This window comes from Lentilactobacillus sunkii DSM 19904 (assembly GCF_001435575.1).
Classification (GTDB): domain Bacteria; phylum Bacillota; class Bacilli; order Lactobacillales; family Lactobacillaceae; genus Lentilactobacillus; species Lentilactobacillus sunkii.
In genome coordinates, this window is record NZ_AZEA01000004.1 from 15,272 (window position 1) to 31,498 (window position 16,227).

At 42.6% G+C, this 16,227-nt stretch carries 17 protein-coding genes; 15 read left to right on the top strand and 2 right to left on the bottom strand.

The features are described from left to right. Positions 1-11: 11 nt before the first annotated feature. Positions 12-641: a DsbA family protein gene (locus FD17_RS04415; RefSeq protein WP_057823995.1), complete on the bottom strand. Its 630-nt coding sequence runs from the start codon at positions 639-641 to the stop codon at positions 12-14. A gap of 212 nt (positions 642-853) precedes the next feature. Between FD17_RS04415 and yjbM the strand changes: the two genes are divergently transcribed. The 6 genes from yjbM to FD17_RS04445 all read left to right on the top strand — a co-directional run bounded on the left by yjbM (position 854) and on the right by FD17_RS04445 (position 7,029). Next, a complete protein-coding gene (gene yjbM, locus FD17_RS04420) occupies positions 854-1,507 on the top strand; it encodes a GTP diphosphokinase (RefSeq protein ID WP_057823997.1) in 654 nt (217 codons plus the stop codon). Beyond that, positions 1,485-2,297, top strand: a complete 813-nt coding sequence (locus tag FD17_RS04425) for an NAD kinase (protein ID WP_057823999.1) — start codon at positions 1,485-1,487, stop codon at positions 2,295-2,297. The genes yjbM and FD17_RS04425 overlap by 23 nt, the downstream gene beginning before the upstream one ends. Then, positions 2,290-3,183: an RluA family pseudouridine synthase gene (locus tag FD17_RS04430; RefSeq protein ID WP_057824000.1), complete on the top strand. Its 894-nt coding sequence runs from the start codon at positions 2,290-2,292 to the stop codon at positions 3,181-3,183. The genes FD17_RS04425 and FD17_RS04430 overlap by 8 nt, the downstream gene beginning before the upstream one ends. A 107-nt stretch (positions 3,184-3,290) precedes the next feature. Beyond that, the gene (locus tag FD17_RS04435) at positions 3,291-4,139 is read left to right on the top strand and encodes a methyltransferase domain-containing protein (RefSeq protein ID WP_057824002.1); all 849 of its coding nucleotides are present in this window, start codon (positions 3,291-3,293) and stop codon (positions 4,137-4,139) included. Between the two features lie 17 nt (positions 4,140-4,156). Then, positions 4,157-4,669: a tRNA (cytidine(34)-2'-O)-methyltransferase gene (locus FD17_RS04440; RefSeq protein WP_057824004.1), complete on the top strand. Its 513-nt coding sequence runs from the start codon at positions 4,157-4,159 to the stop codon at positions 4,667-4,669. A gap of 32 nt (positions 4,670-4,701) precedes the next feature. After that, positions 4,702-7,029, top strand: a complete 2,328-nt coding sequence (locus tag FD17_RS04445) for a DNA translocase FtsK (protein ID WP_057824006.1) — start codon at positions 4,702-4,704, stop codon at positions 7,027-7,029. Between the two features lie 45 nt (positions 7,030-7,074). Here the strand turns inward: FD17_RS04445 and FD17_RS13040 are convergent, their stop codons facing one another. Then, on the bottom strand, positions 7,075-7,221 hold the full coding sequence (locus FD17_RS13040) for a DUF4044 domain-containing protein (RefSeq protein ID WP_420864816.1): 147 nt from the start codon (positions 7,219-7,221) through the stop codon (positions 7,075-7,077). 59 nt (positions 7,222-7,280) lie between these two features. Between FD17_RS13040 and FD17_RS04450 the strand changes: the two genes are divergently transcribed. The 9 genes from FD17_RS04450 to FD17_RS04490 all read left to right on the top strand — a co-directional run bounded on the left by FD17_RS04450 (position 7,281) and on the right by FD17_RS04490 (position 16,187). Further along, positions 7,281-7,664 carry a DUF3397 domain-containing protein gene (locus FD17_RS04450; protein WP_057824008.1) on the top strand — a complete coding sequence of 128 codons (384 nt, stop codon included), beginning with the start codon at positions 7,281-7,283 and terminating at the stop codon, positions 7,662-7,664. Between the two features lie 236 nt (positions 7,665-7,900). Further along, a complete protein-coding gene (mraZ, locus tag FD17_RS04455; protein WP_057824010.1) occupies positions 7,901-8,326 on the top strand; it encodes a division/cell wall cluster transcriptional repressor MraZ in 426 nt (141 codons plus the stop codon). Between the two features lie 31 nt (positions 8,327-8,357). Next, the gene (gene rsmH, locus FD17_RS04460; RefSeq protein ID WP_057824012.1) at positions 8,358-9,305 is read left to right on the top strand and encodes a 16S rRNA (cytosine(1402)-N(4))-methyltransferase RsmH; all 948 of its coding nucleotides are present in this window, start codon (positions 8,358-8,360) and stop codon (positions 9,303-9,305) included. Between the two features lie 21 nt (positions 9,306-9,326). Then, positions 9,327-9,701, top strand: a complete 375-nt coding sequence (gene ftsL, locus FD17_RS04465; protein WP_057824014.1) for a cell division protein FtsL — start codon at positions 9,327-9,329, stop codon at positions 9,699-9,701. Continuing rightward, on the top strand, positions 9,698-11,857 hold the full coding sequence (locus FD17_RS04470; RefSeq protein ID WP_057824016.1) for a penicillin-binding transpeptidase domain-containing protein: 2,160 nt from the start codon (positions 9,698-9,700) through the stop codon (positions 11,855-11,857). The genes ftsL and FD17_RS04470 overlap by 4 nt, the downstream gene beginning before the upstream one ends. 22 nt (positions 11,858-11,879) lie before the next feature. Then, positions 11,880-12,839, top strand: coding sequence for a phospho-N-acetylmuramoyl-pentapeptide-transferase (gene mraY / locus FD17_RS04475; RefSeq protein ID WP_420864817.1), 960 nt, complete (start codon positions 11,880-11,882; stop codon positions 12,837-12,839). Between the two features lie 73 nt (positions 12,840-12,912). Beyond that, the gene (gene murD, locus FD17_RS04480) at positions 12,913-14,292 is read left to right on the top strand and encodes a UDP-N-acetylmuramoyl-L-alanine--D-glutamate ligase (protein ID WP_057824021.1); all 1,380 of its coding nucleotides are present in this window, start codon (positions 12,913-12,915) and stop codon (positions 14,290-14,292) included. Then, a complete protein-coding gene (gene murG, locus FD17_RS04485) occupies positions 14,292-15,383 on the top strand; it encodes an undecaprenyldiphospho-muramoylpentapeptide beta-N-acetylglucosaminyltransferase (protein WP_057824022.1) in 1,092 nt (363 codons plus the stop codon). Before murD ends, murG begins: the two co-directional genes overlap by 1 nt. Before the next feature lie 24 nt (positions 15,384-15,407). Further along, the gene (locus FD17_RS04490) at positions 15,408-16,187 is read left to right on the top strand and encodes a cell division protein FtsQ/DivIB (protein WP_057824024.1); all 780 of its coding nucleotides are present in this window, start codon (positions 15,408-15,410) and stop codon (positions 16,185-16,187) included. Positions 16,188-16,227 lie beyond the last annotated feature (40 nt).

A 16,227-nucleotide genomic window follows, 5' to 3' on the forward strand; every position in this document is an offset into this window, starting at 1 on the left:
AGTGGAGCTGACTAATTAAATCGTAAATTCGTTTTTGGATATGGCGCCTTGATTGGTTTGGCTGGCTTTCGGCTTGCTTCCTCAAAGTGGGCAGCGGATCCGAGACTTTTTGCACAGAAGCCAAACAGTGAATTATAGTCGAAATCTTTGATGCGAATGCCACAATCATCAACGTCGGAATTGAACAGGACAGTTGTTGATGGATCGTCAATTTCCATTTCGTGGACGACGCGTTGATCACAGCGGAACATTTTTTCTGCAAGGTCGCTTCTGCGGTCTTCTTTGAACATGTCGACATCCAAACCGTTTCTTTCAGCCAGCTTATACACCAGTTCATCGGTGTAAGGTTCTTCATTGATTAACAGTTCCTTTTGAAGATCCATCAAGAAGCGACGGCCAAACTTTTTGCCTTGAAACGACGCTGCCTTGAAGTCCAAAATTGCGTCATACGGCAGGTTCTGATCAAGATGGCTAAGTTGTTTGTTCTTCGTAAAGTTGTGAAGTATTTTGATGTTCAGCATTGTAACGAATCTAACGCTGATCTGTTTATTTAATTTTTGTGAAATACGTTCGATCGTCTTTTCGGCGTCGTAGCAATGTCGATTAAGTGGATCAACGAATAAATAAATCTCAAGTACCATTATTGCCCCTCCATGTGCAACCGACAACAAAATTAATATACTAATTATTTTCTTCATTAAGAATAACAAATTCTCACACAAAAACAACAATTTTGCTTGAAGTGTGCATGCAACATTGGAAAAATTGGCTAATATGGTAAAATTAAGTCTGATTGAATTTTGTGTTGAACAATTATAGATTGATTTTAACACAACAGATTGGAAGTGTTAGCTTGGTTGAAAATTGGGATGATTTTTTAGTGCCTTACAAACAAGCTGTAGACGAATTAAAAGTGAAGCTGCGTGGAATCCGAGCACAGTTTTTAAAAATTGATGGCAGAAGTCCGATTGAGTTTGTGACCGGTCGGGTTAAACCTGTTGATAGTATCAAAGAAAAAATGGTTAGAAGACACATTTCTGAAGATCGGCTTGAAGAAGATATGGAAGATATCGCCGGCCTGAGGATCATGTGCCAGTTTGTTGAAGATATTTATCAGGTTGTTGACTTACTGCGTAAACGAACCGATATTAATATTCTCGAAGAACGGGATTATGTTCATAACAAGAAGCCCAGTGGGTATCGTTCATACCATATTATTTTTGAGTACCCGGTTCAAATGCTGTCCGGTGAAAAAGTTATTTTAGCCGAAATTCAGGTTAGAACCTTGGCTATGAATTTCTGGGCTACCGTTGAGCATTCCCTAAACTACAAGTACAAAGGTGAATTTCCGGATGATTTAAAGACCCGACTGGAGCGCTCAGCAGAAGCCGCTTTCCACTTGGATGAAGAAATGTCGGAAATTCGTGATGAGCTTCAAGAAGTTAAAAAGCAGGGACCAGACAAAGATGTAAGGAAGTCGTCTGATGAAAATAGCCATCTACAGTAATCTTGGGGAGTCGTCGAACATTGTGGCAACTTCACTGAAGAAAAAAATTGAAGAATCCCCTGATTTGAGTATTGATGGTTTGAATCCGGAGATTGTTATCTCAGTGGGAGGGGATGGGACACTTCTGTCCGCATTTCATCACTATCAGGATATTAGTGACCGGATTCGATTGGTTGGTATCCACACGGGCCACCTGGGATTTTACACCGATTGGCGGGATTATGAGGTCTCCGAGCTGGTTAACAGCTTGGAACACGACAACGGTCAAAGTGTGACTTATCCATTGTTGGATATCAAAGTTAACTACGTGAATGGTGGACCGTCAGACTACGGCCTTGCCCTCAATGAATCGACCCTCAAGCAGATCAGCGGTTCGATGGTGGCTGACGTTTATATTAAAGATACACTATTTGAAAGCTTCCGGGGTGATGGCTTGTGTGTCTCCACTCCCAGCGGCTCAACAGCTTATAACAAGTCAGTTGGTGGCGCAATCATCAACCCAACCCTTAATGCCATTCAAATGGCAGAGATTTCCTCGATTAATAACCGGGTTTTCAGAACGTTGGGTTCACCGCTGATCATTTCACCTGACGAGTGGGTTAAAGTTGTTCCCAAAAGCGCCAATCGAACCATCCTAACCTGTGATCATCAAATTATCTCCAAGGAAGCCGTTGAATCAGTGGAATATCGGATATCAAAACGACGGATCGCATTTGCCCAGTATCGGCATACGCAATTTTGGCGTCGGGTAAGCAATTCCTTTATTGGGAAGGTTAACCTGGATGACTGATTTTACATGGCAGTATACGGGAGAATCACCAATTAAGGTTAGGACGTTCATTATGGGGTATGGGATTACCCGGACATTATTGAAAAAAATTAAATACCATGGTGGACAGACCTTGGTGAACGGTGAAGAGTCGTTGGTCAACCGGATGTTACAGACGGGGGACACCGTTAAAGTTGTTCTGCCTCCCGAACCGGAAAATGACCATGTTGATGTTTCAAATGTCCCAATCGAGATCGTCCATGAAGATCCAAACTTTTTGGTTGTGAATAAACCTGCCGGGGTGGCCTCGGTCCCATCACATAATTATTCGGCGGACTCTTTGGTTAACCGGGTGAAGGGCTATTATCAGCGGCGGGGATATGCCAATCAGAAGATCCATATTGTAACTCGCCTCGACAAAGACACCAGCGGTCTGGTGATATTTGCCAAACACCACTTTGCTCATTCGGTGCTTGATAAGCAGCTTAAGGACCGGACGATTCAAAAAAAGTATTTGGCAATCGTCGCCGGAAGAATCTCCAGCCCTCATTTTGAAATTTACCTGCCGATTGGCAGAACAGAGGATTCGTTTGTTAAGCGGCAGGTGACAGGTTCAGGCAAAATGTCTGTGACTGAGGCTTGGACAGTGTGCCGATTACCTCACCAGACACTTCTTAAGGTTCAGCTGCACACGGGCCGGACTCACCAGATCAGGGTGCATATGGAAGCAATCGGGCATCCGCTGATTGGGGACTGGCTGTATAACCCGGATGACCATTCGATGTCTCGACAAGCATTACATTGTGCGGAACTGACGTTTTACGATCCATTCATGGGGAGAAATATTCACTGTGAAGCACCATTGCCCAATGACATGAAATCGTACATTAATCTGTATAAACTTTAATAGCAATCTAGTAAGCTTCCAACAAAATTTGCGTTTGGAATTTTGACCCGGAAGCTTATTTGTATGGCCGCTGTGATATAATGAACTGCGTTTGTGGAGGATTTTAAGTGAAAAAGATTGATTTTGGCAGAGAATTTGTGAATCAGCATTTAAATTTATTCCGTTGCCCCGTCTGCAAGTTACCATTTGACGAGGTAACCGGATATAGTTTGGTGTGTCCAAATAATCATTCCTTTGATCTTTCCAAGAAAGGGACATTATTTTTTCTGACCAAACAGGCTAACAATGAATATGACAAATCAATGCTTCAGGCCCGCCATAACATATTACAGGCAGGGTTGTTTGACCCGATCGTCAATGAAATCGCCAAGCATCTGAGTGATCAGCCTGAAATAATCTTAGATGTTGGCTGCGGGGAAGGAACCCCGCTTGCGCGACTGCTGAAATTGAGAAATCAGCGGGATACGGCCATTGGGTTTGATATTTCCAAAGATGGCATTAACCTCGCAACACAGCAGCCGGTTGATGCGTTCTTCTGTGTGGCTGATTTGGCCCGGTTGCCGTTTAACAACCACAGTTTTTCGACAATTATTGATTTGTTTTCACCATCCGCCTACGATGAGTTCAACCGGGTGGCCCAATCCGGCGGGAAGCTGATTAAGATTATCCCCAACAGCCACTATTTGTTTGAACTCAGAGAAGCTTTGTTTGGAAAAGGACAGAAAAACAGTTCGTATTCCAATGAAAAAGTTTTCGATTTATTTATGACTCATTATCCAGATGCTTCTATTCATGAGCTTACATATCCATTTTTAATTCCTGAAGGGATGCAGCAGGACATGATGATCATGACACCATTGCACTGGGGAAAAGATCGACAAGCAGACGCTATCCAGAAAGTCGACGGGATGAAATCAATTACCGTTGATGTTTCAGTGATGGTTGCTGATTTTTAAATTAATTGGAGGATAACATGACTAATCACATCGTATTATTTGAACCCTTAATGCCGGCTAATACCGGCAACATTGCCCGGACGTGTGCAGGAACCGACACAGTTCTTGACTTGATTGAGCCGCTGGGCTTTGATATCGACAACAAGCATTTAAAGCGGGCCGGACTTGATTATTGGGATAAAGTCCAAATCAATTATCATAAGAATTTGCCTGAATTTTTGAAGACGGTTAAGGATCCGAAGAACCTGTTTTTGGTCTCCAAATTTGCCAATCAGGATTACACTGATCCCGACTATTCGGACTCCACTCAGGACTACTACCTGCTGTTCGGTAAAGAAACCACTGGGTTGCCCGAACCGTTTATGCGTAAAAATCCTGAAAAGGCAATTCGCATTCCACAAGATGATGATAATATCCGTGCGCTTAATTTATCCAACACTTGTGCCATTGTGATTTATGAAGTATTAAGACAACAAAGTTTCAATCATTTGGAACGAACGCACAAATATGAACATGATAAGCTGAAGTAGGCTACATGAATCCAAACGAGAGGAGACAAGCGATGAAGACCAAACGGACACCAAAGAAAACCGTTAAAAAACGTGGGCGACCACGTAAGTCATCAAAGACAACCAACCGTCAGTCAAGCTTTTTGCGCAAATATGCCATTAATATCATCGGTGGCGTTTGTGCGATTTTAGCCTTGCTAGGGCTGTTCCAGGCCGGCATTGTCGGCATTTTTATGATTAATGTTGCCAGAATTTTTGTCGGAAGTCTTTATCCGCTGTTTCTTTTGTTGGGCGTGGTCGGCGGTGTTTGGCTGGCGGGATTTTCTCGGCTGCCAAGTATCAAGGCAAAATACACCTGGGGAACCCTTTTGGTTTTGCTGGGAGTGCTTGTCTGGCTGACGTTGATCGAGTATGTTCAAGCCGCCCAACCGGTTAACTTCATCAGTTTTAACTGGGAAAAGCTTGTCGATGATATTGTATCGGCAAATGACGATTCAAATATCGGCGGCGGGATTCTTGCAACGATCGTATTCTATGTATGCCATTTATTATTCGGCAAAATTGGAACCGGAATTGTTTCGAGCCTTGTAATTGTATTTGGTGGATTTGTGCTGTTTGACATTTCCTTTGCCAAGATTTTTGTTGCTTTACGGTCATGTTTGACCTTTTTAAAAGCTCAAGCCACCAAGTTGGGTCAGCATCGCACTCAAAAGCGGACAAAAGCCCCTGTTAAGCGTCCTTCTGTACCGGTGGAGGATAATCACCCTCAAGTCGATGAATCGTCCGACAGCACAGATAATGAGCCAAATAAGCTGTCGGGCTCATCAATTACAATTTCTGGGATGCCGGTTACCGAAGCTGATAAGCAGGCCAAAAAGTCTCAGACTAAGGAAGTTCAGCCCAAAGAAGACGAGAAGCCGGATGAAAGTTCCGACGTTGATCTGGTGGATGTTAAAGAGGATGATTCATACAAGCTGCCAACGACAGACTTGCTGACTCAGATTCCCCAAGATGATCAATCCGGCGAATTAAAGTCGATTGACCATAATGCTCAGGTGTTACAGAAAACATTGGACAGTTTTGGTGTCAAAGCCGAGATCAAGCATGTCAGTCTGGGGCCATCAGTAACCAAATATGAACTCCATCCAGACATTGGTGTTAAAGTCAGCCGAATTGTTAATTTGGCCGATGATATTGCCCTTGCACTGGCTGCCAAAGATATTCGGATTGAAGCGCCAATTCCAGGTAAATCTTTAATTGGGATTGAAGTGCCCAACCGAAAAATTGCCACAGTTTCATTCCGTGATGTGGTTGAGCATCAACCGGATAACCATGGCCATGTCCTTCAGGTGCCACTTGGCAAGGATGTCAATGGCAACGTTATTACGGCTGATTTGACTAAAATGCCGCATCTGCTGATTGCCGGATCCACCGGTAGTGGTAAATCTGTGGCAATCAATGGCATTATTACCAGCATTTTGCTTCATGCCAAGCCAAGCCAGGTCAAATTAATGCTGATTGATCCCAAGAAGGTTGAATTAGGTGTCTATAATGGAATTCCCCATCTTTTGAGCCCGGTTGTTTCCGAACCTAAGAAGGCTGCCAGAGCACTTCAAAAAGTGGTTTCCGAAATGGAAAACCGTTATGAGCTGTTTGCCAAGTTTGGCCAGCGGAAAATCAGTACGTATAATGATTTTGTCGCTAAAAATAATCGCGAGAATGATACCAAGATTCAGCCAATGCCCTATATCGTTGTGATTGTCGATGAATTGGCTGATTTGATGATGACTGTTTCAAATGATGTTGAAGCTGCAATTATTCGATTGGCACAAATGGGCCGGGCAGCTGGAATTCACATGATTCTGGCTACCCAGCGTCCCTCTGTGGACGTTATCACCGGGTTGATCAAAGCAAACGTTCCTTCAAGAATTGCGTTTGCTGTTTCAAGCGGAATTGATTCACGAACCATTATTGATACCAATGGTGCTGAAAAGCTTCTCGGTCGTGGAGATATGCTGTTTCTACCGATTGATTCCAACACGCCAATCCGAGTACAAGGGGCATTCATTTCTGACAAGGATGTTTCCAGAGTCGTCAAATTTATCACTGACCAACAGTCAGCCGACTATGATGAGTCGATGATCGTCAGCGATGAAGAAATTAAGGAAGAAGATCAAGAGGATTCCGAAGACGACCTGTTCAACGATGCCCTGGCATTTGTTGTTGACCAGCAAAAAGCCAGCACCTCTCTACTTCAGCGGCATTTCCGAATTGGTTATAACCGGGCCGCCCGATTGATTGATGATTTGGAAAAACGCGGTTATATTGGTCCTCAAGATGGTAGTCGGCCAAGACAGGTATATAAAGAAAAGAGCGAATAAAAAAAGCAGACAGGTAAATTCCTGTCTGCTTCGCGGTTCGTTTGATTAAAGGAAAGTCATGATTGCGGAGATGACCAATGAACTAACGGTCGCAATGATCATGATCCAAACGAATACCAATGTGATTTTTTGAAATCTTGTTCTCTTTTTTCGCGCCAATATTTGCACCACTTTCTCTTGTATTCCATACACAGTTTAACTATCATTATCGTTCAATGCAATATGTTTTGTCAAAATCAGGAGGGTTACTCATGCATATTTCTCCTTGGATGACTGACACGGCGACGTTTTTTATCCAATTATTGATTCTTTTTGTTGTTGCCGGGTTCTTAGTTATTTTAAGAAAAAATCGATTTTTTCGATTAAAAGTCAAAATAAAGCCGTTGGATTTTTGGCCGCCAATCTTGTTATATTTTATCCACGAGATAAGCAGGAGAGGACTATCCGGATCGTTTATTCCGGAAGTGGTGATTGTTTGGCTGGGACTGACTCTGATTGTCCTGATCTGGCAGATTTTCACCAACCCACATCTAACTTATAAGAAATTCTTTGTGACCTTTTGGCGATTCAGCGATTTGTTTTTATTTCTGTGCTGGGTTGTTGTGGGGATTTACGTTATTTTTCAAGCAATTTAATATTTTTAAATATATCGGATCAAAGCAGTCAAAATGCTTTGATCTTTTTTTACGCAAAAAAATGGGAGAACTTCACCACTTTATCCAAATCGCTGACAAATCAATGTTTGCACGACCTTCTAAGAGATAAAATCACGTTAAATAACAAAACTTTTACAAAATGGAGCGATACGTGGTTGATAGTGGTGGATTGTGGTAGAATGTGAATGTAAACTGAAATTGGGGGTGATGACGGTATGTTCATGGGTGAATATCAACACAATATTGATGCCAAAGGACGTATCATCATCCCTGCAAAGTTTCGTCAGGACTTGGGCGACAAGCTCGTTGTTACCCGGGGAATGGATGGATGTTTATTTGGATATCCAATGAGTGAGTGGGAAAAGGTTGAACAAAAAATCGACACTTTGCCCGTGAATAAAAAAGATGCTCGTTATTTCACCAGGTTCTTCTTCTCAGCCGCTGTTGAATGCGAATTTGATAAGCAGGGAAGAATCAATATTCCAAGTACTTTAAGAGAATATGCCAGCATCGAGAAAAAATGTGTGGTTGTCGGTGTTTCCAATCGTTTTGAAATTTGGAGTGACGACCGCTGGAACGACTTTAGCAATGAAGCTGAACAGAACTTTAATGATATCGCTGAAAATATGATTGACTTTTAACAGACACAAAATAAGGGACGGGGGTGATCGAATGTCTGAATTTAAGCATGTGACCGTTTTATTAAACGAAGCGGTTAAGGGGTTGAATATTAATCCTGATGGCATATATGTCGATGCCACTTTAGGTGGCGGCGGCCATACCAGCAAGATCCTTGAACAACTGACAAACGGTCATCTTTACTCATTTGACCAGGATGAAGAAGCAATTGATTACAATAAGCAGCATCTGGCCAAATATATTGAATCAGGGAAATTAACTCTGATCCATGATAATTTTCGAAATTTAAAAAATGCCTTACAAAATGTTGAAGTAACTGGAATTGATGGAATCGTCTATGATTTGGGCGTTTCGTCACCACAGTTTGATGAAGCGGGTAGAGGTTTTAGCTACCGCTTCGATGCCCGCCTGGATATGCGGATGGATCAGGATAATCCAGTGGACGCATGGAAGATTGTGAACGAATGGCCATATGAAAAGCTCGTTCGAATTTTTTATCGCTATGGTGAAGAAAAATTTTCCAAGTCGATTGCCCGCCGGATTGAAGCCGTGCGTAAAGAGCATCCAATTGATACCACCAACGATCTGGTGGAAGTGATTAAAGAAGGAATCCCTGCAGCAGCAAGGCGTCACGGCGGCCATCCGGCCAAGAAGGTTTTTCAGGCGATCCGCATTGCCGTGAATGATGAGCTGTCTGCTCTTGAAGATTCTTTGGAACAGGCACTTGATTTATTAAACGTTAATGGGAGAATTAGTGTTATAACGTTTCAATCATTGGAAGACCGGTTGGTTAAGACGATGTTTAAAGAAAAAACATCTTTGCCGGACCTTCCTCCTAATTTGCCTATTATTCCTGAAGGTATTAAGCCAAAATTTAAAAGCATTACCAGAAAGCCAATTATTCCGACCGAAGCTGAATTAGAAGAAAATCATCGCTCACATAGTGCCAAGTTGAGAATAATTGAACGAATCAAAAAATAGGATAAAGGAAGATTACATATTATGGCTCAAAATAACTTAGCTCGTAACCTAACAGCAGAACCCAAACCGTACGTTTCCAGTCCCGAACACAAACAAATCAAGAAAGTCAGCATCTCAAAGGCACTTAAACTGTCATCATTTGAGAAGCTGTTAATTGTATGTGGAAGTGCTGTCTTAACTGTGTTAATGTTAGTAGTTGTATCGTCAAAAATTGCTTTGTCGAATTCGCAACACGAACTTCAGCATTTGGACAACCGAATTGTGAACGTTCGTAATAATAATACGAATCTAAAACAGCAGATCGGGGAACTGCAAAGTAGCTCCCGTCTGGACAAAATTGCCCACAAGAGTGGCATGTCACTCTCAAACGCAAATATAAGGAATGTTACTAAATGAAGGATTCATCTGATCGTTCCGCAGACAAACTGAATGCCCGTAAAAGCCGGAAAATTGTTGGGATAAGTCTGTTCCTTGCATTTTTCCTGCTTTTTGCATTTTTAGGTACTCGTTTATTGGTCATTGCGGTAGGGAAAAATGTTAAAAACGTCAATTTAAACGACCGAGCAGAAAAATTATATACACAAACACAGGTCCTCAAAGCAAAGCGAGGGTCTATTTATGATTCAGACGGAAACCCAATTGCTGAAGATACCAGTACATATTCGTTATACGCTGTGTTGGATAAGAGCCAAAAGGGATTAAACGGCAAGCCACTTTACGTTGTTAACAAATCAAAGACCGCAGATGTGATATCAAAGTATCTGCCTATTTCGAAGAAAAAAGCGCTTAAGATTCTGTCACCCAAGAATAAACAACCTTTCCAAGTTGAATTTGGAAGTGCAGGCACCAACATTTCATTGTTGACCAAGAAAAAGATTGAAGCTGCCAAGCTGCCGGGAATTGATTTTGTTCAAAAACAGGCTCGGTTATATCCAAACGGGATTTTTTCATCTAATCTGATTGGGGTCGCTGTATCAAAGACCAATAAAAAGACTGGTACTGCTGATCTAATCGGGCAAATGGGAATTGAGAAGGCCTTTAACAAAACTTTGGCGGGCACAAACGGTTATAAAGATGCCCAATATGATGTATACGGGTACAAGCTGCCGGGCAAGCAACAGAAAGAAAAGCCGGTTAAAAATGGCAATAATATTTACACGACAATTGATTCCAGAATTCAGACTTTGCTTGAAAGCGAAATGAGTTCTGTTCAGTCCCAGGTTCATCCAGCAGGTATGAATGCCGTATTAATGGATGCTAAAACGGGTAAGATTGTGGCTGCATCGCAACGGCCGACTTTCAATGCCTCCACCTTGAACGGAATTGGATCGGCTTGGACCAATACATTAACAGCCGACACTTATGAGCCTGGGTCTACCATGAAAGTCTTCACTCTGTCCGCATCAATTAACTCTGGACATTACAACGGGACCGACACTTATGAGTCAGGACGTTATTCAATCGATGGCAAAATTGTTCCTGATTGGAACCCGGCCGGCTGGGGATATATTACTTACAACAAAGGGTTTGCCCTTTCAAGTAACGTTGCGATGGCCCACCTGGAACAGCAGATGGGGCCGAAGACCTGGAAAAAATATATCCAAAGATTTGGATTTCTGAAGAGCACAAACAGTGGCCTGCCTGGTGAGCTGGGCGGTCGACTTCAGTTCAATTATCCAATCGAACAGGCTGACACTTCATTTGGGCAAGGAATTGAAGTCACAACCATGCAAATGATGCAGGCTTTATCTGCAGTTTCAAATAATGGTACAATGATGAAGCCGTACTTTATTTCTAAAATCACAAATCCTGCCAATAACAAAACAATCAAAAAATACGGTAAACAAGTTGTTGGCCATCCGATTAGCGCAAAAACGGCTAAGGAAGTCCGTAAACACATGCAGGATGTTGTTTACAAGTCTTACGGGATCGGTGCGGATTATAAGATTAAAGGGTATCGGGTTGCTGCAAAGACTGGTACTGCTCAAGTCAGCAATGGTGCTGGCGGGTATGCATCCGGTGATGACAGTTATCTATATTCTGTTGCCGGGATGGTTCCGGCCAACAACCCACGCTACGTGATGTTTATCACAATGAAGCAGCCAAAACTGAATGGTTTAAAGACGGCCACCCAATTAATGGCAGAGATTTTCAAACCTGTCATTACCCGGGCACTTCAGAACTCCAATTCCAAGCAGGCAACTGTTAAGCGTCGGGTGCCGTCGGTCACATATCAGACCACGACGTATGCCAAACGAATCATGAACGAAAAGGGATTTGATGTGGTCACAATTGGTGACGGGGATACAATTAGTAAGCAATCTCCAAGCGCCGGTCAATCTGCCAATGAACAAAAGCGAATCTTCCTGTTAACCAACAAGGGCTGGAAGATGCCACGAATTATTGGTTGGAGTAAACATGATGTTGAAACCTTCTGCTCGCTGACTGGATTGAAGCTGGAATCCACCGGAAGTGGCTATGCCGATAGTCAAAGCATTAACTTTGAAAAATCAATTGACACCGGTGACGTTTTAAAAGTAAATTTTGAATAATTAAGGATGGTAAATGTCTATTATGGGTAATTGGTTGACACCTTTATTAAGCACGTTTTTAATAACGGCAGTATTCATGCCGAGTTTAATTAAATATTTTCGGAGTCGTCATGAAGGCCAGATGATTCGAGAGGAAGGCCCATCATGGCATGAAAAGAAATCTGGGACTCCCACAATGGGTGGAATCTTATTTATTATCGCCATTGTCCTAACCGATCTTGTGTTTGGTTGGGTCAAAAATATGCTGAATCCGACATTGCTGATCCTACTGTTTGTCCTGATTGCTTATGGGTTGATCGGGATGTGGGATGACAGTATTAAGCTGTTCCGTCGTCAAAACGAAGGATTAAAAGCTTGGCAGAAACTGCTGGGCCAGATTGTGGCTGCCGTTGTTTTCTCGGCAGTATACATACATGAAGGTTTTCCAATGGCAATTAAAATTCCCTTTGGGGGAGACCTTCGATTAGGTTACTGGTACATTTTATTCATTGTTTTTTGGCTGGTTGGCTTTTCAAATGCCGTCAACTTAACCGATGGATTGGATGGGCTGGTTGCCGGATTAGGAACCATTTCGTTTGCAGCATATGGAATTATTGCTGTTGTTCAACATCAGGTTGAAGTGGCTGTATTTTGTTTCTCGGTTGTCGGCGGTCTATTGGCATTCTTTATCTTCAATCACAAGCCGGCAAAAATTTTTATGGGTGATATGGGATCATTAGCACTTGGCGGTGCCCTTGCTTGTGTATCGGTATTGGTTCACCATGAATTTTCTTTATTGATCATTGGTATTATTTATGTCTGCGAAACTGCAAGTGTGATTATTCAGGTTGGTTCATTCAAGCTGACCGGTAAGCGGGTTTTCAAGATGACGCCGATTCACCACCACTTTGAAATGTGCGGCTGGTCTGAATGGAAGATTGATATCATTTTCTGGCTGGTTGCTCTTGTGGCTTCCGCACTAAGCATCATGACGATTGTATAGAGGTTGGAACAAAACGGCTGGTTTTGTATCCAGCCTATTTGACTATTCAAACAATGAAAAACGAGGGAATATAATGAAAAACATTGATGATTATAAAAATAAACGCGTTTTAGTTCTTGGTGCAGGAAAAAGCGGTACTCACGCAGCCATGCTATTAAAAGAATTAGGCGCTTCTGTGGTCTTAAGCGATTCAAAGCCAAGCTCCGAACTTCCTGAAGTGGCTGAGCTCAATGATGCTGGCATTCAAACAGTGACGGGCAAGCAGGATCCTGCAATCTTGGATGACGGGTTTGATATCATGGTCAAAAATCCGGGAATTCCATATGACAACGCTGTGGTTGCAGCTGCCGTTGATCATCATCTGCCGATCATCACCGAAGTTGAACTGGCATCACAAATTACCGATGCCGAGATTATCGGCGTTACCGGAAGCAATGGAAAAACCACAACCGTTACGATGATCACGAAAATCTTGAATCAGGAGCGTGAGCATGGTCAGGCTTACGCAGCCGGAAACATTGGCATTTCTGCAACGGAAACAGCGAAGAAAGCCACCGCTGATGACACAATTGTGATGGAACTTTCAAGTTTCATGCTTTTGGGTATCAAAACGCTTCACCCGCACGTTGCTGTATTAACCAACATTTTCTCAAATCATTTGGATTATCATAAAACCAGAGAGAATTACGTGAACGCAAAAATGCGAATTACCATGAATCAAACGCCCGACGACTTCTTCGTTGTCAACTTTGATTCCGATGAGTGGCGGGGCTTGAGCAAGCGAAGTGCTGCTCAGGTTGTTCCGTTTGCAAGAACGTCTGAAATTGACAAAGGAGCATACGAAAAGAACGGGAAGTTGTATTATAACGACGAGTTCATTATGAATGCCGAAGACATCAAAGTTCCCGGAAAGCAGAACGTCGAAAACGCGTTGGCTGCGATTGCATGCGCGAAAGTACTTGGCAAATCCAATCTGGCAATTACCAATGTTTTGGAAACCTTCACCGGTGTCCGTCATCGGCTCCAATTTGTTTTGGAAGCAAATGGGCGAAAATTCTATAATGATTCGAAGGCAACTGATATCGAAGCTACCCAGATGGCCCTTGAGGGATTTGATAAGCCGGTTGTGTTATTAGCCGGAGGATTGGATCGCGGATATACTTTTGATAAATTGGTTCCGCAATTCAAAGAGCATGTCAAAGCTGCCGTATTATTCGGAGAAACTGCAGATTTACTAGAAGATTCATTACAGAAAGCCGGAATTACCGACATTCAAAAAGTTGATAATATTGATGAAGCTGTTCCTGCAGCATATTCGTACAGTGATGAAGGGGATATTGTCCTGCTTTCACCAGCGAATGCCAGTTGGGACCAGTTCAAGACCTTTGAAGAACGTGGTGATCGGTATATTAAGGATGTCGAAAAGTTGACAAATAAGCAGGAGGGGCACTAATGCGTTTAATAATTTCTGGTGGTGGTACCGGTGGTCACATTTACCCGGCACTTGCTATTATTGAAGATTTACTCAAACAGGAGCCGGATTCCGAAGTGTTATACGTCGGATCAAAGCGGGGGCTGGAGAGCTCAATTGTTCCGGAGCAGGGAATTAAGTTTGTGGCTCTGGAGATTCAAGGCTTTAAGCGTTCTCTTTCACTGGAAAATTTTAAAACAATTGCCCTGTTTTTAAAGAGTGTTCACGAATCCAAGAAGATCATTCGAGATTTTAAACCGGATATCGTCATTGGAACTGGGGGATACGTTTCCGGTGCGGTTGTCTACGCTGCTGCAAAAGCCCATATTCCAACCATGATTCATGAGCAAAACAGTGCCGTTGGTTTAACCAATAAGTTTTTAAGCCGGTATGTTGACAAAATTGCAATCGGCTTTCATGAGGCAGCTGACCAGTTTCCAAAAGAAAAAGTTGTTTTTGCCGGCAACCCACGGGCTCAACAGGTTGCCAACATGAAGAGCACATTCAAATGGTCTGATATCGAGTTGCAGGATGACGAACCAACTGTTCTGGTTTTTGGGGGCAGCCAAGGCGCACCGGCGATTAACAAAGCTGTTATTAGTTCGATCAATGAGTTTAACCACCGCAAATACCAAGTTGTGTTTGTGACCGGCCAGAAACGTTATCAAAATGTTATGGATTTATTGGACAAGACACGGATCAGCAGTAATATCAAGATTTTGCCGTACATAAATAACATGCCGCAGGTCTTACCAAAAGTTTCACTGATTGTGGGTCGCTCAGGTGCTACCAGTATCGCAGAAATTACAGCTCTTGGAATTCCTGCCGTCCTGATCCCCAGCCCTTACGTGACAGCGGATCATCAGACAAAGAATACGATGAGTCTGGTTAATCGCGGGGCAGCAATCATGATTAAGCAGGATGATTTGAATAGCGAAAGCCTCTTGAAGGCAATTGATCAATTGATGCACGATACAAAGGCACGTGAAAGAATGGCAGCAAACTCCAAACAGCTTGGCGTGGTTGACTCAGCTGATGAGATTTTAAATTTGGCAAGGACTTTAATCAAATAGTTTGGTTATCGGGGGTAAGGACTCGTGGGAAAACAAAATCATAATGAGCAGGATCACGGCTTGTTTCGTGATTTTCAAAATCAAAACTTCAAAAAAATGTGGCCGTTAGTAACACTAATTGCCCTCATTTTACTGATGATGATCTTTATGATTTCGTCTTACAGCCGAGTCAAAAGTGTTAGCGTCACCGGTAATGAGATCGTGAGCGACAAGCAGATTAAAGGCTTTTCTCCCGTTAAAAAGGGAACGTCACTTTTTGCGGTTTGGGGGAAAACAGATAAGCTGGCCCAGTCACTCAAACAGCGCAGTATGCGGATGCAATCCGTTAAGATGAAAGTCGTTCATTTTAACCAAGTCAAGATCAAGGTTGAAGAATACCCGACCATTGGTTATTTATATGTGCACGGCGGATATCAGCCCATCTTAAAAAGTGGCGTCATTATTAAGGACAAAGTCTTAAATCCAAAAGCCGGCTTTCCGGTTTTGAAAAAATTTAAGAATCCAGAAAAATTGCGTCGGACCATTAAACAATATCGAAGAATCAGTCCACCGGTGAGAGCCGTTATGAACACCATCAGCTTTTCGCCATCCAAAAGTAATCCTGATCGAATCTTCATTCAGATGAGTGATGGCAACAAAGTGTATGCTTCAATCAGCACTTTTGGCGATAAAATGGACTATTATCCAAGCATCAATTCCAAGCTAAAAGTTAAAAGTGTGATTAATTTGGAGGTGGGTGCATACTCATATCCGATTACGAAAAAGAAGTCTTCTTCAAATACGACCACTACGCAGGGTTATTAGAGTCGATTAGTCTTTTTCGAAGGTTATCATTGTGTTAAAC